Below are 21,854 nucleotides of genomic sequence, written 5' to 3'. Positions count from 1 at the left end.
CATCACCCCGATGCCGAGGACAGCAAACCTGCTGACCTGCGTTCAAGTTCCCGGTGACGTTTTGACACCGGCCAGCCTGCCTCTGCAAGCGAATTGCCCAACATTTCCGCGATTGCGACGCTGCGATGTTGCCCGCCGGTGCAGCCGAACCCTATCGAAAGATGCGCTTTGCCCTCTTCGACGGTCGCGGGCAACAAAAGCAGTACCAGATCGCGCAATTTTTCGAAGAACGGCACGAAACGGGCATCGGTACGGATGAAATCGGCCACCGCCGCATCGCGCCCGTCAAGATCGCGCAGATCGGGGGCCCAATAGGGGTTTTGCAGGAAGCGGCAGTCGAACACCATATCCACGCCCCGTGGTAGCCCGCGCTTGTAGCTGAAGGATTGCACCGAAACCGCCAAGCGATGCGACGTGTCGCGCCCGAACCATTGCGCGAGTTCCGCCTTGAGGTCATGCGGCGACATTTCGGTCGTGTCGATCAGGTGGTCGGCGCGCACGCGGATCGGTGCGAGCAGGTCGATCTCGCGGCCCACCCCTTCGACCGGGGTTTCGGCGGGGGCCAGCGGATGGCGCCGCCGCGTCTGGGCATAGCGCCGGATAAGTTCCGAAGGAGCGCAATCGAGGTAAAGAACATCCAGCGACACGCGCGGATCGCGGGTCAGCGTGTCGATGGTCTCGATCAGCGCGGTCGCGTTGAAATCGCGGTTGCGGACATCCATGCCCAGCGCGATGGGGCGGGCCAGTGGCGGCCCGTCGATCAGGCGCGGTATCAGCGACAGTGGCAAATTGTCGATCACCTCGTAGCCGAGGTCTTCGAGCGCATCGATAGCAGTCGAGCGCCCGGCCCCCGAAGGCCCGGTCACCAGCACCACGTGGTGCCCATCGATCAAGGTTTCGGCCTTTGCCGTTTGCGTTTTCATTCCCGCCGCCCCGCCTTGACATAGTGCCAAAGCGCAGCAGGAAAATGGGGAGATGTCTGGCCAAGCACAAGGGGCAGTGTCCGTCCGGACAGCATCACATTCCGGAAAGGCGGCAGGCGCTGACCTTCGGTTTGGCCCAGATCGACGACCAGACCAATGGCCACGCCTACGCGCGCTTCGGCGTGCAAAAGCCCCAAACCCCGCGCTTCGATCATCCCTTGGATCGCGGGCGGGCAACTCGCCACAAGATCGGCCCCGTCACGGGTCAATACGGTCCGGTCATCGGCCACCAGCACCGCGCCATAAGCCATCAACGCCAGCGCGAGCGACGATTTGCCCGATCCGGCTGGCCCGATGATCAACACCCCCGTTTCGCCCACCGCCACGCATGTCGCATGCAGCGTCAGGTCAGGGGGGTGTGTCACGGGTCAGACCGGCAGGCCGACGACGAAACGGGCACCCAGCGGGTCCGACGTGGCATCGGCATTGGTGGGCCGGATGTTCTCGGCCCAGATCACCCCGCCATGCGCTTCGACGATCTGCTTGGAAATCGCCAGCCCAAGGCCCGAGTGTTGGCCGAACTGCACCTGCGGGCGCTCGGAATAGAACCGCTTGAACACCTTGGTCAGCGCCTGTTCGGGAATGCCGGGGCCGGTGTCTTCGACCACCACCAGCACGCGGTTTGCACGGCGGCGCGCCCAGACGCGGACGGCATCGCCTTCCTCGCAAAAGCTGACCGCGTTCGAGATCAGGTTGACGAAGACCTGCGCCAGACGCGCTTCCAGCCCGTGGATGCTGATCGGATCGGGGGGGAAATCGGTGATGAACTCGACCCCTTTTTCCTCGGCCTGATTGCCCAGATATTCGCACAGGTTGGTCAGGGTCTTGACGAGGTTGAATTCCTCCTCCTCCTCCTTGACCAATTCGCTGTCCAGCCGCGAGGCATTCGAGATGTCGCTGACAAGGCGGTCAAGGCGGCGCACGTCATGCTCGATCACCTCGAGCAGCTTTTCCTTCTGGTCGTCGCGCTTTGCCACCCGCAGCGTGCCCACCGCCGACCGCAAACTCGCCAGCGGGTTCTTGATCTCATGCGCCACGTCGGCGGCGAATTGTTCGTTGGCGTCGATCCGGTCATAGAGCGCCGCCACCATGCCGCGCATTGCCACCGACAGGCGGCCAATCTCGTCGGGCCGCGCAGCCAGATCGGGGATACGCACGCGCGCAGGCCCCGCGCGGCGGTCACGGTCGCGGCCCAGTTCGGCAGCGGCGGCAAGGTCCGAAAGCGGATTCGCAATGGTGGACGCCAAGACCAGCGACAGGCCAAGGCTGACCATCAGCGCCACCACGAACATCTGCAAAACCTGCTCGCGTTCAAAACGCACCAGACGGTCGATTTCGCCCTCGGCGCTGGTCAACGCGACCACGGCCACAAGCGCCCCTGCCTCGGTCACGGGTGTGGCGACTGAAAAAAGCGCCCCGCCCGTCGGCCCGCGCCCCGTGTTGACCACGGTTTGCCCCTTTGCAGACTCGTCGATCAGCGGACGCACCAGCGCCTCGCCGTCATAGGGTTGCAGCGTCGCGGGGTTTGCCGCGAACAGGCCGGTCACGCCGTCCCAGACCCAGTTCAGCGCATCGACGATCAGCGTCGTGCGGTTCGCCGTATCGACCACCTCGCGCGGATCGCCGGTATGGCGGCCCAAAAGCGCACCCTCGGGCGTGTATACGAAGACCTCGACCCCCGGACCAATCCCTGCCGTCGACAGCGCGGCATCGACATCGGCGGCTTGCGGCGGCCCTTCGAAACTGGCCTCGAGCAGGTCGGCGGTCAGCATCGCCTCGGAAATCAGGCCCTGCTCGCGCTGGATCACAAGGCTGTCGCGGAACGGGTTCAGGAACAGCACGCCCGCCACCAGCAGAACCAGCGCCAGCAGGTTGAACAAGATGATCTTGCGGGCCAGCGGCGACCGGTTCAACGACACGAAACCGCGCCGCCCCCGCCCTTCACGCAGGGCGGGATCGACGAGATGGTCAGGTGCGACCCAGTCGTCTCCGAGAAGCAGGTCGCCCGACGCGGCCGGACGCCCCTCCTTTGTCAGGCGCGTTTGTGCGGTCATTCCTCGTTGTAGCGGTAGCCGATCCCGTAAAGCGTTTCGATGGCCGAGAAATCGTTATCAACTGCACGCATCTTCTTGCGAAGACGCTTGATGTGGCTGTCGATGGTGCGGTCATCGACGTAAACCTGATCGTCATAGGCCACGTCCATCAACTGGTCACGGCTTTTCACGAAACCGGGGCGCTGCGCCAGCGCCTGAAGCAGCATGAATTCCGTCACGGTCAGCGCGACATCCATGCCCTTCCACGTCACAGAATGGCGCAGAGGGTCCATGCGAAGCTGCCCGCGCTCCATGATCTTGGTTTCTTCGGTCGTGGCCACCTCGCCCGACGCGATGGCTTCCTGCCGACGCAGCAGCGCACGGATGCGTTCTACCAGCAGACGCTGCGAGAAGGGCTTCTTGACGTAATCGTCAGCCCCCATCCGCAGGCCCAGAACCTCGTCGATCTCGTCATCCTTGGAGGTGAGGAAAATCACCGGCATCGAGGTTTTCTGCCGCAGGCGCTGCAGCAGGTCCATCCCGTCCATGCGCGGCATCTTGATGTCGAGCACCGCCATATCCGGCAGGCGCCGGTTGAACGCATCCAGTGCCGATTGCCCGTCATTATAGGTCTCGACCTCGAACCCCTCGGCCTCAAGCGTCATCGCAACGGACGTCAGGATATTCCTGTCGTCGTCAACAAGCGCAATCCTTGCCATGTGTGGTTATCCCTTACTGCCCGTTATTCTGATTTTTGCCAGATGATCCATTTTCCGCCGATTGGAATCAACCCGAATGTGCGAATCACCTTGGAACTGGGGGGCGCGGACGCACGAAAGTTAGGTGGAATGATCTATTTGCCGCAGTTTCACCGCAAATATTAACCATCTTTCCACACGCTCCGGCGCTTTCCCCGACCGCGCGGCGCGGGCAGCCGCCACTTCCAACCGCACCGCAGCAAGTGATTGCGCTAACCTTGGAATGGTTGCGCTAACTGTGCGCTTGCGTGCTGTTCCAAATTCGGAACGCCGTGTTATAGCCAATGGGACACCCCCCTGTTGGCCCGGGGGGGATCGTTGCAACCCTTTGGCCCGGGTTGCGTTTTGGGAAGAGACGCCGGAAATTTTCCGGCCCTGAGGAGCTTGCAGGATGATGAACGGACGCGTGAACCCCGCGCAGGAATTGGCGCATCAAGGCATCACCGGACTGGGACACGTCTATTACAACCTGATCGAACCCGCCTTGGTCGAACAGGCGGTGAAGCGCGGCGAAGGCAAGCTTGGCAAGGGCGGCGCGTTCCTCTGCTCGACCGGCCAGTTCACCGGACGCTCGCCGAAAGACAAATTCGTGGTCCACACCGCTTCGGTCGAAAAGACGATCTGGTGGGAAAACAACGCCGCCATGTCGCCCGCTGCATTCGACCTGCTGCACGCCGACATGCTGGCCCACATGCAGGGGCGCGACTACTTCGTTCAAGACCTTTATGCAGGGGCCGATCCGGTCCACCGCCTCGATGTGCGCGTCGTGACGGAACTGGCATGGCACGGGTTGTTCATCCGCCACCTGCTGCGCCGCCCGGCGCGCGGCGAACTCGACAGTTTCGTGCCGGAATGGACGATCATCAACTGCCCCAGCTTCAAGGCCGATCCGGCCCGCCACGGCTGCCGGACCGAAACGGTGATCACGCTCAACTTCGACAAGAAGCTGATCCTGATCGCCAACACGGCTTACGCGGGCGAGAACAAGAAATCGGTCTTCACCCTGCTGAACTACCTGCTGCCGGAAAAGGGCGTGATGCCGATGCATTGCAGCGCCAACCATGCCATCGGCAACCCCGTCGATACGGCCGTGTTCTTCGGCCTGTCAGGCACCGGCAAGACCACGCTTTCGGCCAGCCCCGACCGCACGCTGATCGGCGACGATGAACACGGCTGGTCCGACCGCGGGTCGTTCAATTTCGAAGGCGGCTGCTACGCCAAGACCATCAACCTGAACCCCGAAGCCGAACCCGAAATCTTTGCCACCACCCACCGTTTCGCGACCGTGGTGGAAAACATGGTCTACGACCCCGAAACGCTGGAACTCGATTTCGACGACGACAGCCTGACCGCAAACACCCGCTGCGCCTATCCGCTCGACTACATCTCGAACGCCTCGGCCACCGGCCTTGGCGGGCATCCAAAGAACGTGATCATGCTGACCTGCGACGCCTTCGGCGTGCTGCCCCCCATCGCGCGGCTGTCCCCCGCGCAGGCGATGTATCACTTCCTGTCGGGTTTCACGTCAAAAGTCGCCGGAACCGAACGCGGCGTGACCGAACCGCAGCCCACGTTCTCCACCTGCTTCGGCGCCCCCTTCATGCCGCGCCGCCCCGAGGTTTACGGAAAGCTCTTGCAAGCCAAGATCGCCAAGCATGGCGCGACCTGCTGGCTGGTGAACACCGGCTGGACCGGCGGGGCCTATGGCACCGGCAAGCGCATGCCGATCAAGGCCACGCGGGCACTGCTCGCGGCGGCGCTGGACGGGTCGCTCGGCAGCGTCGAATTCCGCCGCGATGCGAACTTCGGCTTCGACGTGCCCACAGCCCTGCCGGGGGTGGACGCCGCGCTTTTGAACCCGCGCGAAACCTGGGCCGACAAAGCCGCCTATGACGCGCAGGCCGCCAAACTGGTGGGCATGTTCGCCGACAATTTCGGCCAATACGTGCCCTTCATCGACGACGACGTGAAAGCCGCAGCCATCCGCTAACGGCCCTGTTACGCGCGGCAAAGATCACCCCCGGTTCAGGACCGGCGGGTGATTTTTCGCAGAAAAATCGTGCCCGCCCTTACGCGGCAAGCTGGTCCATTTTCTGCGCCAGCCGCACATCCAACGCGGACAGCCCGTCGCAATCATGCGTGGTCAGCGTGACATCGACCGTCTTGTAGACATTCGACCATTCCGGATGATGGTCCAGCTTTTCCGCCCAAAGCGCCGCGCGGGTCATGAAGCCGAAGGCCTCGACAAAGTTCTTGAACATGTAACGCTTGGAAATCGCGTCGCGGTCCGTCTGCAACGCCCATCCGGCGGCAAAAAGCGGTTCCAGCGCGCTGCGGTCGGTCAATCGGTCAGCCATCGTGTTTCATCCTTGCCAGTTCGGCATCATCGAGACCTGCGGCGCGCAGGCGGGCGGGGCGGTCCTTGATCCGGTCCCAATAGGCGGACAGGGCGGCGCTTGCGGGAAGCGAGCCGAACATCAGCCCGTAGCCGATCTGCGAGCCGACATAGAGGTCAACCGCCGAAAACCTGTCTCCGGCCAGAAAGTCACGCGCCGAAAGCGTGGCGTCGAGCGTTGCCAACAGCCGATCGAAACTGCCATAGCCGACGAAGCCCCGCTTTTCCGGCGGCACCTCGACCCCCAGCGCCTTGTTCGTGACCGCCGACTCAAAGGGGCCGGCCCCGAAGAACATCCAGCGGTAAAAGGCGGCGCGGTCGGCAGGCATAAGCCCCGCGTCGGGAAAGGCATCGGCCAGATAGGTGACGATGGCCGCACATTCCGTTACCACGCGGCCGTCATGCACCAGCGCGGGCACCTTGCCCATCGGGTTGATCGCCAGATAGTCGGGCGTTTTCATCGTGGTCGCATAGTCGAGGTAAACCGCATCATAGGGCTGGCCCAGTTCTTCCAGCATCCAGCGGGCCATGCGGCCGCGTGACATCGGATGGGTGTAAAGCGTCAGGGTCATGGCGTGCTCCTTTGGCCCATCATGGCGCATGGCGCGGGCTTTGTCAGTCCTCGGAGGTCACGTTGCGGAAGGGACCGTAGGACGTCAGCACCTCGATCTCTTCGTCAACGGCGCGGCGTTCGGCTTGCAGGTAGCGGGCGACCGCTTCGCGGAAGTTCGGATCATTGATCCAGTGCAGCGAATGGACGGGCGTTGGCAGATAGCCGCGCGCGAGTTTGTGTTCGCCCTGCGCGCCCGCCTCGACCCGCGCCATGCCGTGGGCGATGGCGTAATCGATGGCCTGATAATAGCACAGTTCGAAATGCAGGCAGGGGTGGTCTTCGCTGCAGCCCCAATAGCGCCCGTAAAGCGTATCACGCCCGATGAAGTTCAGCGCCGCCGCTACCGGCTTGCCCTGCCGTTCCGCCAGAACCAGCAGCACATCGTCGCGCATGGTCTTGTGGACTTCGTCAAAGAACTTGCGGGTCAGGTAAGGCGTGCCCCATTTGCGGCTGCCGGTGTCTTGATAGAAATACCAGAAAGCATCCCAGTGCTTTTCCTCGATCTCGTCGCCGGTCAGGGCGCGGATGGTCAGGCCTGCGGCGCGGGCGGTTTCGCGCTCTTTGCGGATGTTCTTTCTTTTGCGCGACGCGAGGTCGGCCAGAAAATCATCAAACGTAGCGTAGCCGCGGTTTTCCCAGTGGAATTGCTGGGTCACGCGGTGCAGCAGGCCGTGGCGGGCTGACAGGGTTTCGGCCTCGTCGCCCGTGCAAAAGGTGACGTGCAGGGATGACAGCTTGTTGCCCGCCGCCAGCCCGATCGCGGCCTCGATAAGAGCATCGCGGGTATGGGGCGCATCGGGGGCGGTCAGGAAGCGGCGGCCTGTCGCAGGGGTGAAGGGCACGGCGATTTGCAGCTTGGGGTAATAGCGCCCCCCCGCTCGTTCCAGCGCATCGGCCCAGCCGTGATCGAAGATGTATTCGCCCTGACTGTGCGATTTGACGTAAAGCGGGGTCGCCCCGATCATCCGCCCGTCCTCATCACGCAGCACCAGCGCCTTGGTTCCCCAGCCTGTCCCGGTGCCGGTCGACCGTGACCGGTCCAGCGCCACAAGAAAGCGGTGCGTGGTGAACGGGTCGACCGGACGGCCCGAAGTCGCCTCGGGGCAGGCCACGGCGTCCCATTCGGCGGCGTCGATCTCGGTCAGGCTGTCGTGCAGGGTGGGATGTGTCATGCGGCCCGTGGTTCTTGCGGAAAGCCGGGGGACCATTCGGCCCCCGGACCCCCCAGGATGATTGCGACACGGGGAAAGGTGGACCCGATGTGCCTTGCGTCAAGCGGCGGGCGGGGACGGGATCTGCGCCGAGTAGCCTTCGAAGGTGATGTTCTGCGCGATACGGCGCGCCTCGGACTCGGCCTGCGGCGATTTGATCGTCCAGCACAGCACCGCCGCCCCTTGGTCGGCGAGTTCGGCCACGCGGGGGCGCGCGAGATCGGCGGCCTCATGGCTGATGAAGGACGCAGCGACGCGGTCGTAATCGGGGATCGGGCGCAGGCGGTCGCAGGTTTCGGGCGGCAGGGGTGCCCAGTCTTGCGCGTCATAGGCCGAGGTGGTGATGCCGCGCGGGATGTGCGGGGCCAGACGGGCAAGATGCGCCAGACAATGCGGGTTGAACGACATCAGTGCGACGGGGCCATCGTAACCCTGCAAGGCCGCGACCGTGGCGGCTTCAAGCTTGCCGTCGGTATCCTCCATCCGCAGGGTCTGGTCTTTCAATTCGACCAGCAGGGGCACGCGGCCCGCCACAAGCGACAGGATTTCGGCAAAGGTCGGCACGCCCTCGTCCCCGCCGGTCAGCGCCGTGGCCCCCAGTTCCGCGGCGGTCAGGTCGCGCAGCCAGCCCTGATGCGGGGTAAGGCGCTCCAGCGTTTCATCATGGAACACCATCGCCACGCCATCGCGCGACAGTTGCAGGTCGATCTCGATCCCGTAGCCCGCAGCCACAGCCGCGCGAACGGCAGCGCGGCTGTTTTCGGGCCGCCCGTCCGCCACGTCGTGATAGGCGCGGTGGGCGATGGGCAGGGTCAGGAAGGCGGCAGGCAGGGGGGCACGCATCAGCGGATCTCGAAGATGCCTTCGATCTCGACCGCAACCCCCAAGGGCAGCGATGCGGCCGATACCGCAGACCGCGCATGCCGTCCGGCATCGCCCAAAGCGGCGACAAGGAAATCGGACGCGCCGTTGATAACCTTGGGCTGGTCGGTGAAATCGGTCGTCGAATTGACGAACCCCGTCAGCTTCACCGCCCGCACCAGCCGCGAAAGATCGCCGCCACAGGCCTTTTTCACCTGCGCGAGCAGGGAAATCGCGCAGCGTTGCGCCGCCGCCGCCCCGTCTTCGACCGTCATGTCGGCGCCAAGACGCCCCTTGATCAGCCCGTTGGCATCCTGACTGATCTGGCCCGACACATGCACGATGTTGCCCACCACGACGAAGGGCACGTAATTGGCCGCAGGGGCGGGCGCGTCGGGCAATGTCACGCCGAGTTCGGCGAGGCGGGCTTCGATGGTCATGGTGGCCTCCGTTTGGGTTTGGCGCAGGCTAGCGGGGGCAACCCACCCCCGCAAGACACGCAAGCGACGCTTTGCGGTCAGGTTTCGCGGAACGCCTTTTGGAAATAATCGGTAAAGGGTTTCAACAGGTAGGCCATCGGCGTGCGGTCACCTGTCTTGATAAAGGCCTCGACCGGCATCCCCGGCAACAGCTCCTTATCGGCCAGCTTTACGATATCGTCGGCTTCCAGCACGATTTCGGCGCGGTAGAACGTGGCGCCGGTCTTCTGGTCGGTAAAGGCATCCGCCGACAGCACCGACACGCGGCCGAACAACTCGGGCGTGGTGCGCGAGGAAAAGGCGGGGAAGACAAGACGCACTTCCTGGCCCACGCGCACCTCGTCGATGTGGATCGGCTGGATCTGCGCCTCGATCACAAGAGGGCGGTCCTGCGGGATGATGTATAGCAACGGATCGGCGGGGCGCACCACGGCGCGGGGGGTGGTGACGGTCAGGCCCAGCACGATGCCCGCCACGGGGGCACGCACGTCCAGCCGTTCGATCTGTTCGGCAAGTGCACGGCGGCGCTCGACCAGTTCCAGTTCCGACGACCCGATGTCGCGCAACTGCGTGCTTGCGTCTTCGCGACGTTGCGCGGCAAGGCGCAGGGCTTCGAGGTCGATTTCGGTCACGCGCTGTTCGGCCTCGGCCTTGGCGGCGGTCAACTCTCCGGCGCGGCCCAGCATCTCGGCCTCTTGGCGTTGCAATTCCAGCACGCGGCCCGATTGCGTAAGCCCCTTGGCCAGCAGCGCCTGCTGGTCCGACAACTCCTGCCGCACCAAAGCAAGCTGCGTGGTCATGGCCTCGCTCTGCGCGGTGATGCCCTTGATCTGCTCCAGCGTCTGGTCGCCGCGCTGCTTTAGCTGGTCGGACGACCGCGCCAGCGTGTCACGGCGGGCAGCGAACAGCCGCAACTGCCCGTCGACCAGTTCGGCCACGGCGGGCCGCTCGGCCACCATCGCGGCCAGTTCGGGCGGCACCACGGGCGCCTCGGCATCGTCGCGCTCGGCTTCCAGACGGGCGCGGCGGGCGAGGAGTTCGAACAACTGCCCCTCGACGATGGAAAGTTCGGATTTCACCATCGACCCGTCCAGCGTCAAGAGCAGGTCACCCGCCGCGACCTTCGCCCCCTCTTTCACCCCGATGGTGGCGACCACGCCGCCATCGGGGTGCTGCACCACCTGACGGCTTTGTTCGACCTGTATCTGCCCGCTGGCGACGATCGCGCCCGCGATCGTGGTTGTCACGCTCCACAAGCCAAAGCCGCCCAGCAGGACGGCAAGTGCTATACTGCCCAGAAGGATCGGCCCACGCGCCGACCATGCGGGATTCGGGTCCATGCTCATACCACACCTCCGGGCGTTGCCGCGCGGGCGATGTCGGCAGAATTCTTCACCATCTCACGCAGCACCTGATCACGCGGGCCAAAGGCGCGGCGCGTTCCATCCTCGACCACCAGCAGCAGATCGCACTCTTGTATCGCCGCAGGCCGGTGCGCCATGATCATCGCCGACCCGCCGGCCGCCTTATGCGCGCGGATCGCCGCGTTCACCGCAAGCGACCCTTCGTTGTCGAGGTTCGAGTTCGGCTCATCGAGGATCAGCAGCACCGGATTGCCGTAAAGCGCCCGCGCAAGGCCGATGCGCTGGGTCTGCCCGCCCGAAAGCCGCCCGCCGACCGACGACAGGCGCGTGTCATAGCCGTCGGGCAGCTTGAGTATCATGTCATGCGCGGCAGCGGCCTTTGCCGCCTCGACCACCTTGGCCGGATCGGGCTTGCCCAGACGGGCGATGTTTTCGGCAACCGTGCCGTCAAACAATGTCACCCGCTGCGGAAGGTAGCCGATGTAACTGCCCAGCACGTCGGGGTCGTATTGGTCGAGCGTCGCGCCATCGAGCCGGATCTTGCCGCTCGCCGCCCGCCACACGCTTGTCAGCGCACGTGCGACGGTGGACTTGCCCGCCCCCGAAGGCCCGATCACGCCAAGCGCCTGACCGGGTGGCAGGGTAAAGTTCATCATGCGAAGCGCGGGCATCTGCTCGCCGGGGGGCACCACCGTCAGGGCCGTCACCTCGACCAGCGCCTTGGGGCGCGGCAGGGCTGTGCGCTTGGGCTCGACCGGCACGCGGGTCAAAAGGTCCGCCAACCGGCCATAGCCGTCGCGCGCCCGCGTTACCACCGACCATTGCCCCACGGCCTGCTCGACGGGCTGCAAGGCGCGGCCCATCAGGATCGACGCCGCGATCATCCCGCCCGGAGTCATGTCGCCATGCAGCACCAGCCACGCGCCAAGGCCAAGCATGGCCGACTGCAAGAACAGCCGGAAGGTCCGCGAGGCGATGGCATAGGCCCCGCCCACATCCGACGCGACCATGCCTTCGGCAACGGCCACGCCACGGGCGTTCTGCCAGCGGTCAAAGGCGGCGCCGGTCATGCCAAGCGCGCGGATGGTCTCGGCCTCGCCCTTGAGCAATTCTCCGGCGCGGTCGGCGTAAATACCCGCCGATGTGGCGCGAGCCAAGGGCACCTTGGTGCGGGCTTGGTTCAACAGGGCGATGGCGACGATGATCACCCCGCCGATCAGCGCCATCACGCCAAGCACCCAGTTGAAGATGAAGATCACTGCCAGAAACAGCGGCGCCCATGGCATGTCGATGATCGCGACCAGCGCGGGCGACGTCCAGAACCGCTGCAAGGCTTCAAGGTCCTTTTGCGCGGCCAGCGCCGCCGGATCGTCGGGCGCCAGCATCAGACGGCGCAACGAGGCGTCGAAAACCCGCCGCTCCAGCTTTTGCTGGATGCGCGCGCCGACCCGCGCCAGAACCCGGCTGCGGGCATGGTCGAGCACGCCCATGACGACGAAAAGGAACGTCACAAGCCCCGAAAGCGCCAGCAAAGTGGGTTCCGACCGGCTGCCCAGCACGCGGTCATAGACCTGCAGCATGTAAAGCGGGCCGGTCAGCATCAGGATGTTGACGAAAACGGAGAAAACAAAGGCCGCGACCAGCAGACCATTCTGCTCGACCCGAGCCTCGCGCAGTTCTGACAGACCGCGCTGCATTTCGTTTCGACTCATCCAAAAACCCCTCTTTACCGTAAAACGGTATGTGCGTTGTCTTGGCGGCTTTCCGCAACGCATAACTGGGACGACACGCTTCGTCGGTTGTCATGGCGGAACGGGAGGCTTATGGCTTGTCATTCCCGCGATCAGACGTTTGTAAACCCTTAATCGCACGGCCAGTAAGCGCGAAAGTAGAAAGATGATCCGTCAAACTCCATCCTTTTCTTTCCCCCGTCAGGCCAGACCGGCCCTGCGCGGCGCTTTCATGCTTATCGCCGCGCTTGGCCTTTCGGCCTGCGCCCGCGAACCTGCGCCGCAGGGGATCAACGACCCGAACGAGGCTGTGAACCGCCACGTCCACGCCTTCAACCGTGGGGTGGACAAGACGCTTTTGCGCCCGGCCGCGTCAGCCTACGGGTCTATCGTGCCGCAGCCGCTCGAACAGGGCATCTCGAATTTCGCGACCAACCTCGACGGGCCGGGCGATGTGGTCAACGACCTGCTGCAAGCCAAACCCGGCGACGCGATGCACAATACCGTGCGTTTCGTGATCAACACCACCATCGGCATCGGCGGGCTGTTCGATCCGGCCACCGCGATGGGTGTCGCCGGTGCCCCCACCGATTTCGGCGAGACGCTGCATGTCTGGGGCGCGAAAGAGGGCCGTTATGTCGAAGTGCCCTTCCTCGGCCCGTCGACGACCCGCGATTTCACCGGAACGCTGGTCGATGTGGCGCTGAACCCGCTGCGGCTGGTGCTCGAGGCGCCCGAAACCTATTGGATGACCGGCGCCAAGGTCGCATCAACGCTTGGTGATCGGTCGCGCTATTCCGCGACTTTCGATTCCATTCTATATGAAAGCGCGGACAGCTACGCGCAGGCGCGGCTTTTGTATCTGCAAAACCGGCGCTTCGAACTCGGCCAGACGGGTGGCAGCGCAAATACCAGTGATGATGCCAATTTCGAGGACCCCTATGCGCAATGACCTGAAACTGACTCGCCGCGGGTTTACATCAGTCGCACTGGCCGCCTCGGCTGCCTTTGCCCTGCCGTTGCCTGCCGCAGCGCTCGATGTGGACCAGGCCCGCGGGCTGATCGACAAGGCGGTTGCCGACGTGAACCGGATCATCGGGTCGGGCCAATCCGAAACCCAGATGTTCGGTGACTTCGAGAAACTCTTCGTCAAATATGCCGATGTGCCAGTGATCGCCCGCTCGGCGCTGGGGGTTGCTGCCCGTTCGGCCAGCCCCGCGCAGATGACCGCGTTCACCAAGGCCTATCAGGGTTACCTGAGCCGCAAATACGGCCGCCGCTTCCGCGAATTCATCGGCGGCAAGATCGAAGTGACCGATGCCCGCCCGATCAAAAGCTATTACGAGGTGATCTCGACCGCCACGCTGAAGGGCGAGGCCCCGTTCGACCTGCGCTGGCATGTGTCGGACAAATCGGGCCGCGACCTGTTCTTCAACATCATCATCGAAGGCGTGAACATGCTCGCCTCGGAGCGCACCGAGATCGGGGCGTTGCTCGACCGGAACGGCGGCGATCTGGACAAGCTGATCGCGCAGTTGCAGACGATCTGAAGCGCAGGCAGGCGGCCCCCTCACCCCGACCCTCTCCCCGAGGGGGAGAGGGAGAGACCGTCCCGACCCGGCGCAAGGCGCTGCAGAACCGGCGCGCTTCCCTCTCCCCCTCGGGGAGAGGGTCAGGGTGAGGGGCCCAGAGTCCCGACGGTTGGCTGTGCTACCCCCGCACCGCCGCTTCGATCTGCTCCACGTCGATCTTGCCCATCTGCATCATCGCGACAAAGGCCCGCTGCGCCACGTCGCCGCCCGTGGCGAGTGCTTCGGTCAGCACGCGAGGCGTGATCTGCCAGCTCACACCCCAGCGGTCCTTGCACCAGCCACATTCGCTTTCGGTGCCGCCATTGCGGGTTATAGCGTTCCAATACCGGTCGGTTTCGGCCTGATCCTCGGTCGCGATCTGGAACGAGAACGCTTCGGACTGGGTAAAGAATGGCCCTCCGTTCAGGCCAAGGCAGGGGATGCCCATCACGGTAAAGGTGACGGTCAGCACATCGCCCGCCTTGCCTGACGGAAAATCGGCGGGCGCGTGGAATACGCCCGTCACTTCGCTGTCGGGAAAGGTTTCGGCATAGAACCGCGCCGCAGCTTCGGCGTCGCGGTCATACCACAGGCAGATCGTGTTCTTGGGCACGGGCATGGGGCTTGTCCTTTCAGGGCATGGCTTTGGGGCCAGAATGATTTGGGCCAGCATAGCCGGTTCGGGCGCAAAACGCGCCTGCGTCCTGCGCCCCTTGGCAAAGGCTGGCCTAGTTGATCCCGAGCAGGTCTTTCAGCAGCGACTCGACGGGGTCTTCCTGCGCGCGGTCGCGGCGCGGCTGGACCGGTTCGCCCTGCGGCGCGGCTTGGCCGTTGCGTGGGCGGGCAAGGCCTGCGTTGGGGTCGTTCGGATCGACCGGCCATGCATCGGCGATGCCGTCGCCATCGGTGTCGATCCCGCCGTCCGATACGGCGCCCGGCGGCAGCGGGGTCGGCTCGGTTCCCGGCAGGGGCGGCTGTTTGGCCTGCGGCACGATCAGCGGCAGGGGTTTGGGCGGGATGCCTTCGTTCACCCGCATCATCACCTCGTGCCAGATCTCGGCCGGAATGCCGCCCCCCGTCACGCCGGTCAGCGGCTTGTTGTCATCATACCCCATCCAGACGCCGACCACGAAATCGGCGGTAAAGCCGATGAACCACGCATCGCGCGCCGCCTGCGTTGTGCCGGTCTTGCCAGCCACCTGACGGTCGGCCAGCCGTGCGCGCCCGCCCGTGCCATGTTCGACCACCTGCGTCATCATCCATGTCAGTTGCTGCGCCGATGTCTCCTGTATCACCCGCTCGCCGATCCCGCCCGCAGCGCCCATCAACGGCTCGGATTCGCCCTGCAACCGCAGATCGAGCAGCCCGTAGGGCTTGACCGACGACCCGCCGTTCAGGATGCCCGCATAGGCCCCCGTCATTTCCAGCAGCGTCGATTCCGATGCGCCCAGCGCCAGCGCGGGGCCCGCCGCCAGATCGCTGTCAATGCCGAAGCCCTGCGCCACGTTGCGAACCAGATCGCGGCCCACCGCTTCCGACACCTTGACCGCCGGAATGTTCCGGCTTTCTTCCAGCGCCTGCGCCAGCGTGATCAGGCCCTTGAATTCCTTGTCGTAATTCGACGGCGTCCATGGTCCCGATCCGGGGATGTTGATGGTCAGCGGTGTGTCTTCCACATAATCCATCGGGCTCCACCCCAGATCGAGCGCTGCGGCATAGACAAAGGGTTTGAACGCCGAACCGGTCTGGCGCAACGCCTGCGTGGCGCGGTTGAACGATCCGGCAAGGTCGGTCTTGCGCCCGCCCACCATCGCCTTGACCGCACCGTCGGCGGCCATCACCACCACGGCTGTCTGCGCGTTCGACCCCTGCTTGAGCTTGGTGTCGAAGACGAAAGCCACCGCATCCTCGGCCGCCTTCTGCATCCGCTGGTCCAAGGTCGAGCGGATCACCACATCCTCGGTGGTTTCCGAGGTCAGGAAGGCGGGCGCCGTCTCCATCACCCAATCGGCGAAATAGCCACCCGATTTGGTCGCCGCCGCCTGCGACAAAGTGGCGGGATTGGCCCGTGCCTCGTCGGCCTCGGCGGCTGTCAGATAGCCTTGATCCTCCATCAGCCCGACAACCACATTCGCCCGTGCCCGCGCGCGGTCGAGGTTGTTGGTGGGGGCAAAGGTCGACGGAGCCTTGAGCAGCCCCGCCAGCATCGCGGCCTCGGCAGGGGTCACATCATTGGCCGATTTGCCGAAATAACGCTGCGCGGCGGCTTCGAAGCCACGGGCACCGGCCCCCAGATAGGCGCGGTTGAAATAGATCGTCAGGATATCGTTCTTGGAATACTTCGCCTCCATCGCCATGGCGAAGGGCACTTCCTTGATCTTCCGCACGATCCCGCCCTTGCGGCAATCGGCTTCGTATTCGGCTTCCGACTTCCACTTTTGCGGATCATAGGCCACGCCAAGGCACAGAAGCTTCGCCACCTGCTGCGTGATGGTCGACCCGCCGTTGCCCTCCAGCGGGCCGCGCCCTTCGGACAGGTTGATCCGCACCGCCGATGCGATGCCGCGCGGGCTGATGCCGAAATGGCGGTAAAAGCGGCGGTCCTCGGTCGCGACCACGGCGTTCTTGAGGTAGGGCGAAACCGTGTCGGCGGTGATCATGCCGCCAAAGGTTTCCCCCCGCCATGCGAACACCTTGCCATCCTGGTCAAGCAGCGTGACCGACCCCTTGGCGCGGGCGTCGATCAGGTTGGTCAGCGGTGGAAGCTGCGCGTAAAAGAACAGGATCGCGGCGGCAAGGATCGTCGCCGTCACAAAGCCCACGCGCCAGCCCACGCCCCAGACGATGCGCCAGATCAGGCCAAGCGTGCCAAAGACCAGCGTCCCGATCACGCCGCGCTTGCGGGCAGGCTTGCGCGCAGCTGCGCGTTTGGGCGCAGGCTTGCGCGGCCCGCCACCTCCCGAACCGCTTCCACCGTTACGCGACGGGGCCTTTGCCGGTCTGCCTGATGGATACCGCCGGTCCGCCACAAGCGGACCACGGCCTTTACCGATAAGTGCCATTCTTCTGCCCGTGCTGCCCGTGCATCTGTTTTGCGACAATCTACACAGCCTGCGGGGGAATGTGAAACACCAGCCAGCGCGATTCGCGTGCGATGTTCGCCCATTTTTCAGGCATGTCGCCCAATAAGTGTAAAATTTAGGCAAAAGTGCAGTTAACCGCCGACCGAACCCTGCCCGCCTTTCTTGTGCGAAACGGCTTGGACACGCCTGATAGCCCCAAGAACCTTTCGGGGTTCCGCCAAACGAAGGGGAACGACGTGAAACTCATCATTGCAGCAATCAAGCCGTTCAAGCTCGAAGAGGTGCGCGAAGCCCTCACGACGATCGGCGTCCGGGGGATGATGGTGACCGAGATCAAGGGCTTCGGCTCGCAGTCCGGCCACACCGAGATTTATCGCGGTGCCGAATATGCCGTGAACTTTGTGCCGAAAGTCCGGCTCGAGATCGTCGTATCCGACGCGCTCGCCGATCAGGTGGTCGAAACGATCCGCGCCACCGCCAAGACCGACAAGATCGGTGACGGCAAGATTTTCGTGCTGGATGTCCAGCACGCCGTGCGCGTCCGCACGGGTGAAACCGATGACGACGCGCTTTGACAGAACGCGGGAAGGGGAATCCGTAACAATGAAAACTCTTGAAAAACTTTTGGGTCTCGGCGCGCTTGGCGCTGCTGCCCTTGCCGCCCTGCCAGCACTCGCGCAGGAAGCCACAACCGAGGCCGCGGTCGAAGCCGCGCCGGTCATGGACAAGGGCGATGTCAGCTTCATGATGATCGCCACCGTTCTGGTGCTGTTCATGACCATCCCCGGCCTTGCCCTGTTCTACGGCGGTCTGGTGCGGTCGAAGAACATGCTTTCGGTCCTGATGCAGACGACGATGATCGCCTGCGTGATGATGATCGTCTGGGTCGTCTATGGCTATTCCTTCACCTTCGGCGGCTCGACCCACCCGATCTTTGGCGGCTTTGGCAAGCTGTTCCTGTCGGGCGTGACCGCAGACAGCATGTCGGCCACCTTCTCGGCGGGCTACGTGATCCCGGAATACCTGTTCATCGCCTTCCAGATGACATTCGCGGCCATCACTCCGGCCCTGATCATCGGCGCCTTCGCCGAACGGGTAAAATTCAGCGCGGTTCTGGTCTTCTCGGTGCTCTGGGCGACCTTCTCGTACTTCCCGATCGCCCACATGGTCTGGGATGCCAACGGCTACCTGTTCGCCAAGGGCGCCATCGACTTTGCAGGCGGCACTGTCGTGCACATCAACGCCGGTATCGCCGCCCTCGTCGGCTGCCTGATGATCGGCAAGCGCGTCGGCTACGGCAAGGACAACATGGCCCCGCACTCGATGGTCATGACCATGATCGGCGCGTCGATGCTCTGGGTCGGCTGGTTCGGCTTCAACGTCGGCTCGAACCTTGAAGCCAACGGCGGCGCGACCCTTGCGATGATCAACACCTTCATCGCCACGGCTGCGGCAACGGTGGCATGGACGCTGCTTGAGACCGTCCAGCGCGGCAAGGCATCGATGCTGGGCGCTGCCTCGGGCATGGTTGCGGGCCTCGTCGCCGTCACCCCGGCTTGCGGCACCATCGGCCCGATGGGCGGCATCGCCCTTGGTGCGATTGCTTCGGTGGTCTGCTACTTCTTCGTCACGGTCGTGAAGGCCAAGATGAAGTATGACGACAGCCTCGACGTCTTTGGCATCCACGGCATCGGCGGCATCATCGGCGCGATCCTGACCGGCGTGTTCTCGGCCGGCGCCTTTGGCGGCATCAAGGGCGACGACTACGCCATGATGAGCCAGCTCTGGATCCAGATCGAAGGCGTGCTGATCACCATCGTCTGGTCGGGTGTCGTCTCGGCGGTCCTGTTCAAGGCCATCGACATGACCATCGGCCTGCGCGTCGATCAAGACACCGAACGTCAGGGCCTCGACCTCGCCTCGCATGGCGAACAGGCCTACCACGGCTAAGCATTACGGCAGACGGTGGCGAACCTCCTCCCCGCCACCGTCAAACTGAAAGGCCCGCAGGATCGCTCCTGCGGGCCATTTTCATTAGCGTGGCGAAAGTGTCAGGAAACCTGCGCGATGGCCGCTGCCAGCAGGGGAACGGTGCGGGCATTCAGCCCTGCTATGTTGATCCGGCTGTCACCCACCATATAGATCGCATGTTCCTCGCGCAGACGCACCACCTGCGCCTCGGTCAGCCCAAGGCGGCTGAACATGCCACGATGCGTGGCCACGAAATCGAAGCGGTCGGAATTGGTCACACGGCGCAACTCGTCGGCAAGCGACTGGCGCAGCGTCAGCATGTTCAGCCGCACCTCTTCCAGTTCCGCCTTCCAGTCGGCGGTCAGCGCGTCATCCTCAAGGATCATAGTCACCAGCCGCGCCCCGTGATCGGGCGGGAAGCTAAAGTTCTGGCGGTTCAGGAAGTTCAGGTTGCCCTGCAACACGCCCTTGCCGCCCGCATCGCCGATCCCGATCAGAATGCCGGTGCGTTCGCGGTAGATGCCGAAGTTCTTGCTGCAGGATGCCGCAATCAGCACCTCGGGGAACGACTTTGCGATCAGCCGCGTCGCCGCGGCATCGGCGTCCAGCCCGTCACCGAAGCCCTGATAGGCCAGATCGACAAAGGGCATGGCCCCCTTTTCGGCCAGCAGCCTGACCACCGCATCCCATTGCGCGGCATCGAGGTTCGCGCCGGTCGGGTTGTGGCAGCAGCCGTGCAGCAAAACCACATCGCCGGCCTGCACGCGACCCAGATCTTCCATCAGCCCGCCAAAATCGATGCCCCGCGTCTCGGCGTCGAAATAGCGGTACTCGGCCATCTTCATGCCGAGGTATTTGATGATCGACGGATGGTTCGGCCATGTCGGGTTAGACAGCCACACCGTAGCGTCAGGCGCCGCCAGCTTGATCAGCTCCAGCGCCTGACGGATCGCCCCGGTGCCCCCCGGAGTGGCGACTGAAGCCACACGCTCCATCGGCACGACATCCCCAAGGATCATGCCGCAAAGCGCCGCGTTATAGGCAGGCTCGCCCGCCAGCCCCGTGTAGGTCTTGGTGGTCTCGACCTCCCACAGCTTCTTTTCGGCCGCCTTCACGGCCCGCATCACAGGAGTAAGGCCGGTCGCATCCTTGTAGACGCCAACGCCAAGGTCGATCTTTCCGTCACGCGCATCTTCACGATACATCTGGATCAGTTGCAGGATCTTGTCCTGCGGCTGGGCCTTCAAATGGTCGAACATTGTCTATCCCTTTTCGACGGGCAAATCGTCAAACATGCCCCATTCCGTCCAAGAGCCATCGTAAAGCGCGTGATTCCTGTGGCCGATCCGTTCCAGCGCAAGCGACAGCACCGCCGCCGTGACACCCGATCCGCAAGTGGTGATCGCGGGCTTGGACAGGTCAACCCCCGCCGCCTCGAACAGGGCGCGCAATTCCGGCACCGGCTTCATCGTGCCATTCTGGTTCAGCAAGGTGGCAAAGGGCACGTTCTTCGAGCCCGGAATATGCCCCGACCGCAGCCCCGCCCGCGGTTCGGGCGCCTCACCCTTGAACCGCGCCGCCGACCGCGCATCGATGATCTCGGCCTCGCGCAGCTTTGAGGCATGGGCCACTTGCGTGACATCTTTCACAAGCTGGTTCTGGCGGCTGACGGTCATGTGCCGGTCGCGCACCACGGGGGGCATATCCTCGATCTCGCGCCCCTCGGCCCGCCATTTCGGAAAACCGCCGTCCAGCACAGCCACATCCATCTTGCCCATCAGCCGGAACGTCCACCACACGCGGGCCGCCGAGAAGATCCCCGCCCCGTCATAGACCACCACCTGATGCCCGTCGCCCACGCCCATGGCGCGCATCCGGCTCATGAATTTTTCGACCGGCGGCACGGTATGGGGCAAGGACGAGCGTTGGTCCGAAATCTCGTCGATATCGAAGAACCGTGCGCCCGGAATGTGGAACACCTCATACTCCCGCCGCGCATCGCGGCCGGCATCGGGCAGATACCAGGACGCATCGAGAACCCGCAGATCGGGGTCTTTCAGATGCGCGGCAAGCCAGTCGGTCGAAACGAGCGTCTTGGGATCGTCGGACATGGGCCAGGTCCTAATAGGGGTCAGCGCGGGAGGTAGCTTCAAAGCGCCAAAAGGGCAAGCCTGCAAAGGCCCGCGCGGCCCGACCCAAATTTCTGACGCAGAAATTTGGCAAATTCCTTACGAAGGAATTTCCAGCGCCCACGCCAGCCGCTGCGCCAAATTTTTTCGTGAAAAATTTGCGCGATTTCTGCGTCAGAAATCGCCTTAGTCGCGCTTCGACATCTTCAAAAGACGCGCCTTTTCACGATCCCAGTCACGCTTGGCCGATGTCTCGCGCTTGTCAGCCAGCTTCTTGCCCTTGGCGATGCCGAGCTTCAGCTTCACGATGCCGCGGTCGTTGAAATACATCCGCAGCGGCACGATGGTCATGCCCTCGCGCGCCGTCGCACTCCACAGCCGCGACAATTCCTTCTTGCTGACGAGCAGCTTGCGGCGGCGGCGTTCCTCGTGCCCCCATGTCTTGGCCTCGGCATAGGGGGCGATATAGCCGTTGATCAGCCACAACTCGCCGCCTTCGACGCTGGCATAGCTTTCCGCGATGTTCGACCCGCCCTTGCGGAGGCTTTTCACCTCGGACCCGAGCAGCATGATACCGGCCTCGAGATCGCTCTCGATGGCGTAATCGAACCGCGCGCGGCGGTTTTCTGCAATCAGCTTCGAATTGGGATCGGACTTCACTACCATGATGGAC

General features: G+C 63.9%; 21 protein-coding genes. 5 read left to right on the top strand and 16 right to left on the bottom strand.

Annotated features, from left to right (window positions below; translation table 11 throughout):
- Positions 1-2: 2 nt before the first annotated feature.
- The 4 genes from rapZ to HYN69_RS01720 are packed head-to-tail and all read right to left on the bottom strand — an operon-like array spanning position 3 to position 3,735.
- Positions 3-923 carry an RNase adapter RapZ gene (rapZ, locus tag HYN69_RS01735; protein ID WP_108434227.1) on the bottom strand — a complete coding sequence of 307 codons (921 nt, stop codon included), beginning with the start codon at positions 921-923 and terminating at the stop codon, positions 3-5.
- Positions 920-1,348, bottom strand: a complete 429-nt coding sequence (locus HYN69_RS01730) for an HPr kinase/phosphorylase (RefSeq protein WP_108434226.1) — start codon at positions 1,346-1,348, stop codon at positions 920-922. The genes rapZ and HYN69_RS01730 overlap by 4 nt, the downstream gene beginning before the upstream one ends.
- Before the next feature lie 3 nt (positions 1,349-1,351).
- Positions 1,352-3,037, bottom strand: coding sequence for a sensor N-terminal transmembrane domain-containing protein (locus tag HYN69_RS01725; protein WP_108434225.1), 1,686 nt, complete (start codon positions 3,035-3,037; stop codon positions 1,352-1,354).
- Positions 3,034-3,735, bottom strand: a complete 702-nt coding sequence (locus HYN69_RS01720; protein WP_108434224.1) for a response regulator transcription factor — start codon at positions 3,733-3,735, stop codon at positions 3,034-3,036. The genes HYN69_RS01725 and HYN69_RS01720 overlap by 4 nt, the downstream gene beginning before the upstream one ends.
- Positions 3,736-4,165: 430 nt before the next feature.
- On the opposite strand from HYN69_RS01720, the gene HYN69_RS01715 reads away from it, so the two are divergent.
- Positions 4,166-5,764, top strand: a complete 1,599-nt coding sequence (locus HYN69_RS01715; RefSeq protein WP_108434223.1) for a phosphoenolpyruvate carboxykinase — start codon at positions 4,166-4,168, stop codon at positions 5,762-5,764.
- A gap of 79 nt (positions 5,765-5,843) precedes the next feature.
- Here the strand turns inward: HYN69_RS01715 and HYN69_RS01710 are convergent, their stop codons facing one another.
- The 7 genes from HYN69_RS01710 to HYN69_RS01680 all read right to left on the bottom strand — a co-directional run bounded on the left by HYN69_RS01710 (position 5,844) and on the right by HYN69_RS01680 (position 12,409).
- A complete protein-coding gene (locus HYN69_RS01710) occupies positions 5,844-6,131 on the bottom strand; it encodes a 4a-hydroxytetrahydrobiopterin dehydratase (RefSeq protein WP_108434222.1) in 288 nt (95 codons plus the stop codon).
- Entirely contained in the window at positions 6,124-6,741 is a 618-nt protein-coding gene (locus HYN69_RS01705) for a glutathione S-transferase family protein (RefSeq protein ID WP_108434221.1), read from the bottom strand. The genes HYN69_RS01710 and HYN69_RS01705 overlap by 8 nt, the downstream gene beginning before the upstream one ends.
- A gap of 43 nt (positions 6,742-6,784) precedes the next feature.
- Positions 6,785-7,954 carry a GNAT family N-acetyltransferase gene (locus HYN69_RS01700; RefSeq protein WP_108434220.1) on the bottom strand — a complete coding sequence of 390 codons (1,170 nt, stop codon included), beginning with the start codon at positions 7,952-7,954 and terminating at the stop codon, positions 6,785-6,787.
- 99 nt (positions 7,955-8,053) lie between these two features.
- Positions 8,054-8,836, bottom strand: coding sequence for a glycerophosphodiester phosphodiesterase family protein (locus HYN69_RS01695; RefSeq protein WP_108434219.1), 783 nt, complete (start codon positions 8,834-8,836; stop codon positions 8,054-8,056).
- Positions 8,836-9,294 carry a RidA family protein gene (locus HYN69_RS01690; protein ID WP_108434218.1) on the bottom strand — a complete coding sequence of 153 codons (459 nt, stop codon included), beginning with the start codon at positions 9,292-9,294 and terminating at the stop codon, positions 8,836-8,838. The genes HYN69_RS01695 and HYN69_RS01690 overlap by 1 nt, the downstream gene beginning before the upstream one ends.
- Before the next feature lie 77 nt (positions 9,295-9,371).
- Positions 9,372-10,673, bottom strand: a complete 1,302-nt coding sequence (locus HYN69_RS01685) for an HlyD family type I secretion periplasmic adaptor subunit (protein ID WP_108434217.1) — start codon at positions 10,671-10,673, stop codon at positions 9,372-9,374.
- Positions 10,674-10,675: 2 nt separating this feature from the next.
- Positions 10,676-12,409 carry a type I secretion system permease/ATPase gene (locus tag HYN69_RS01680; protein ID WP_108434216.1) on the bottom strand — a complete coding sequence of 578 codons (1,734 nt, stop codon included), beginning with the start codon at positions 12,407-12,409 and terminating at the stop codon, positions 10,676-10,678.
- A gap of 250 nt (positions 12,410-12,659) precedes the next feature.
- Here HYN69_RS01680 and HYN69_RS01675 point away from each other — a divergent pair, with 250 nt between their 5' ends.
- Positions 12,660-13,379 carry an MlaA family lipoprotein gene (locus tag HYN69_RS01675; RefSeq protein ID WP_108434215.1) on the top strand — a complete coding sequence of 240 codons (720 nt, stop codon included), beginning with the start codon at positions 12,660-12,662 and terminating at the stop codon, positions 13,377-13,379.
- On the top strand, positions 13,369-13,977 hold the full coding sequence (locus HYN69_RS01670; protein ID WP_108434214.1) for an MlaC/ttg2D family ABC transporter substrate-binding protein: 609 nt from the start codon (positions 13,369-13,371) through the stop codon (positions 13,975-13,977). The genes HYN69_RS01675 and HYN69_RS01670 overlap by 11 nt, the downstream gene beginning before the upstream one ends.
- A gap of 160 nt (positions 13,978-14,137) precedes the next feature.
- Here the strand turns inward: HYN69_RS01670 and HYN69_RS01665 are convergent, their stop codons facing one another.
- Both HYN69_RS01665 and HYN69_RS01660 read right to left on the bottom strand, forming a co-directional pair.
- On the bottom strand, positions 14,138-14,617 hold the full coding sequence (locus tag HYN69_RS01665) for a VOC family protein (RefSeq protein ID WP_108434213.1): 480 nt from the start codon (positions 14,615-14,617) through the stop codon (positions 14,138-14,140).
- Positions 14,618-14,726: 109 nt separating this feature from the next.
- Positions 14,727-17,060 (bottom strand): transglycosylase domain-containing protein, encoded by a 2,334-nt coding sequence (locus HYN69_RS01660; RefSeq protein ID WP_108434212.1) that lies wholly within the window; start codon positions 17,058-17,060, stop codon positions 14,727-14,729.
- A gap of 257 nt (positions 17,061-17,317) precedes the next feature.
- Between HYN69_RS01660 and HYN69_RS01655 the strand changes: the two genes are divergently transcribed.
- On the top strand, positions 17,318-17,656 hold the full coding sequence (locus HYN69_RS01655; protein ID WP_108436976.1) for a P-II family nitrogen regulator: 339 nt from the start codon (positions 17,318-17,320) through the stop codon (positions 17,654-17,656).
- Between the two features lie 28 nt (positions 17,657-17,684).
- Entirely contained in the window at positions 17,685-19,031 is a 1,347-nt protein-coding gene (locus HYN69_RS01650; RefSeq protein ID WP_108434211.1) for an ammonium transporter, read from the top strand.
- Between the two features lie 101 nt (positions 19,032-19,132).
- Here the strand turns inward: HYN69_RS01650 and HYN69_RS01645 are convergent, their stop codons facing one another.
- From HYN69_RS01645 to smpB, 3 genes are all read right to left on the bottom strand, one after another.
- Positions 19,133-20,311, bottom strand: a complete 1,179-nt coding sequence (locus tag HYN69_RS01645) for an amino acid aminotransferase (RefSeq protein ID WP_108434210.1) — start codon at positions 20,309-20,311, stop codon at positions 19,133-19,135.
- A 3-nt stretch (positions 20,312-20,314) separates the two neighbouring features.
- Positions 20,315-21,163, bottom strand: a complete 849-nt coding sequence (gene sseA, locus HYN69_RS01640) for a 3-mercaptopyruvate sulfurtransferase (RefSeq protein ID WP_108434209.1) — start codon at positions 21,161-21,163, stop codon at positions 20,315-20,317.
- Between the two features lie 204 nt (positions 21,164-21,367).
- Positions 21,368-21,847, bottom strand: coding sequence for an SsrA-binding protein SmpB (smpB, locus tag HYN69_RS01635; RefSeq protein ID WP_108434208.1), 480 nt, complete (start codon positions 21,845-21,847; stop codon positions 21,368-21,370).
- Positions 21,848-21,854 lie beyond the last annotated feature (7 nt).

Origin of the sequence: Gemmobacter aquarius, assembly GCF_003060865.1 — a bacterium.
Lineage (GTDB): Bacteria > Pseudomonadota > Alphaproteobacteria > Rhodobacterales > Rhodobacteraceae > Paragemmobacter > Paragemmobacter aquarius.
This window is presented reverse-complemented; position numbering and strand designations above follow the sequence as displayed.

What these genes read in the sequence shown, in the direction of transcription:
- smpB (WP_108434208.1), bottom strand. Translation starts at nt 21,847, where the DNA reads ATGGTAGTGAAGTCCGATCCCAATTCGAAGCTGATTGCAGAAAACCGC.
- sseA (WP_108434209.1), bottom strand. Translation starts at nt 21,163, where the DNA reads ATGTCCGACGATCCCAAGACGCTCGTTTCGACCGACTGGCTTGCCGCG.
- rapZ (WP_108434227.1), bottom strand. Translation starts at nt 923, where the DNA reads ATGAAAACGCAAACGGCAAAGGCCGAAACCTTGATCGATGGGCACCAC.
- HYN69_RS01645 (WP_108434210.1), bottom strand. Translation starts at nt 20,311, where the DNA reads ATGTTCGACCATTTGAAGGCCCAGCCGCAGGACAAGATCCTGCAACTG.
- HYN69_RS01715 (WP_108434223.1), top strand. Translation starts at nt 4,166, where the DNA reads ATGATGAACGGACGCGTGAACCCCGCGCAGGAATTGGCGCATCAAGGC.
- HYN69_RS01700 (WP_108434220.1), bottom strand. Translation starts at nt 7,954, where the DNA reads ATGACACATCCCACCCTGCACGACAGCCTGACCGAGATCGACGCCGCC.
- HYN69_RS01670 (WP_108434214.1), top strand. Translation starts at nt 13,369, where the DNA reads ATGCGCAATGACCTGAAACTGACTCGCCGCGGGTTTACATCAGTCGCA.
- HYN69_RS01705 (WP_108434221.1), bottom strand. Translation starts at nt 6,741, where the DNA reads ATGACCCTGACGCTTTACACCCATCCGATGTCACGCGGCCGCATGGCC.
- HYN69_RS01675 (WP_108434215.1), top strand. Translation starts at nt 12,660, where the DNA reads ATGCTTATCGCCGCGCTTGGCCTTTCGGCCTGCGCCCGCGAACCTGCG.
- HYN69_RS01690 (WP_108434218.1), bottom strand. Translation starts at nt 9,294, where the DNA reads ATGACCATCGAAGCCCGCCTCGCCGAACTCGGCGTGACATTGCCCGAC.
- HYN69_RS01650 (WP_108434211.1), top strand. Translation starts at nt 17,685, where the DNA reads ATGAAAACTCTTGAAAAACTTTTGGGTCTCGGCGCGCTTGGCGCTGCT.
- HYN69_RS01685 (WP_108434217.1), bottom strand. Translation starts at nt 10,673, where the DNA reads ATGGACCCGAATCCCGCATGGTCGGCGCGTGGGCCGATCCTTCTGGGC.
- HYN69_RS01665 (WP_108434213.1), bottom strand. Translation starts at nt 14,617, where the DNA reads ATGCCCGTGCCCAAGAACACGATCTGCCTGTGGTATGACCGCGACGCC.
- HYN69_RS01695 (WP_108434219.1), bottom strand. Translation starts at nt 8,836, where the DNA reads ATGCGTGCCCCCCTGCCTGCCGCCTTCCTGACCCTGCCCATCGCCCAC.
- HYN69_RS01680 (WP_108434216.1), bottom strand. Translation starts at nt 12,409, where the DNA reads ATGAGTCGAAACGAAATGCAGCGCGGTCTGTCAGAACTGCGCGAGGCT.
- HYN69_RS01710 (WP_108434222.1), bottom strand. Translation starts at nt 6,131, where the DNA reads ATGGCTGACCGATTGACCGACCGCAGCGCGCTGGAACCGCTTTTTGCC.
- HYN69_RS01720 (WP_108434224.1), bottom strand. Translation starts at nt 3,735, where the DNA reads ATGGCAAGGATTGCGCTTGTTGACGACGACAGGAATATCCTGACGTCC.
- HYN69_RS01660 (WP_108434212.1), bottom strand. Translation starts at nt 17,060, where the DNA reads ATGGCACTTATCGGTAAAGGCCGTGGTCCGCTTGTGGCGGACCGGCGG.
- HYN69_RS01725 (WP_108434225.1), bottom strand. Translation starts at nt 3,037, where the DNA reads ATGACCGCACAAACGCGCCTGACAAAGGAGGGGCGTCCGGCCGCGTCG.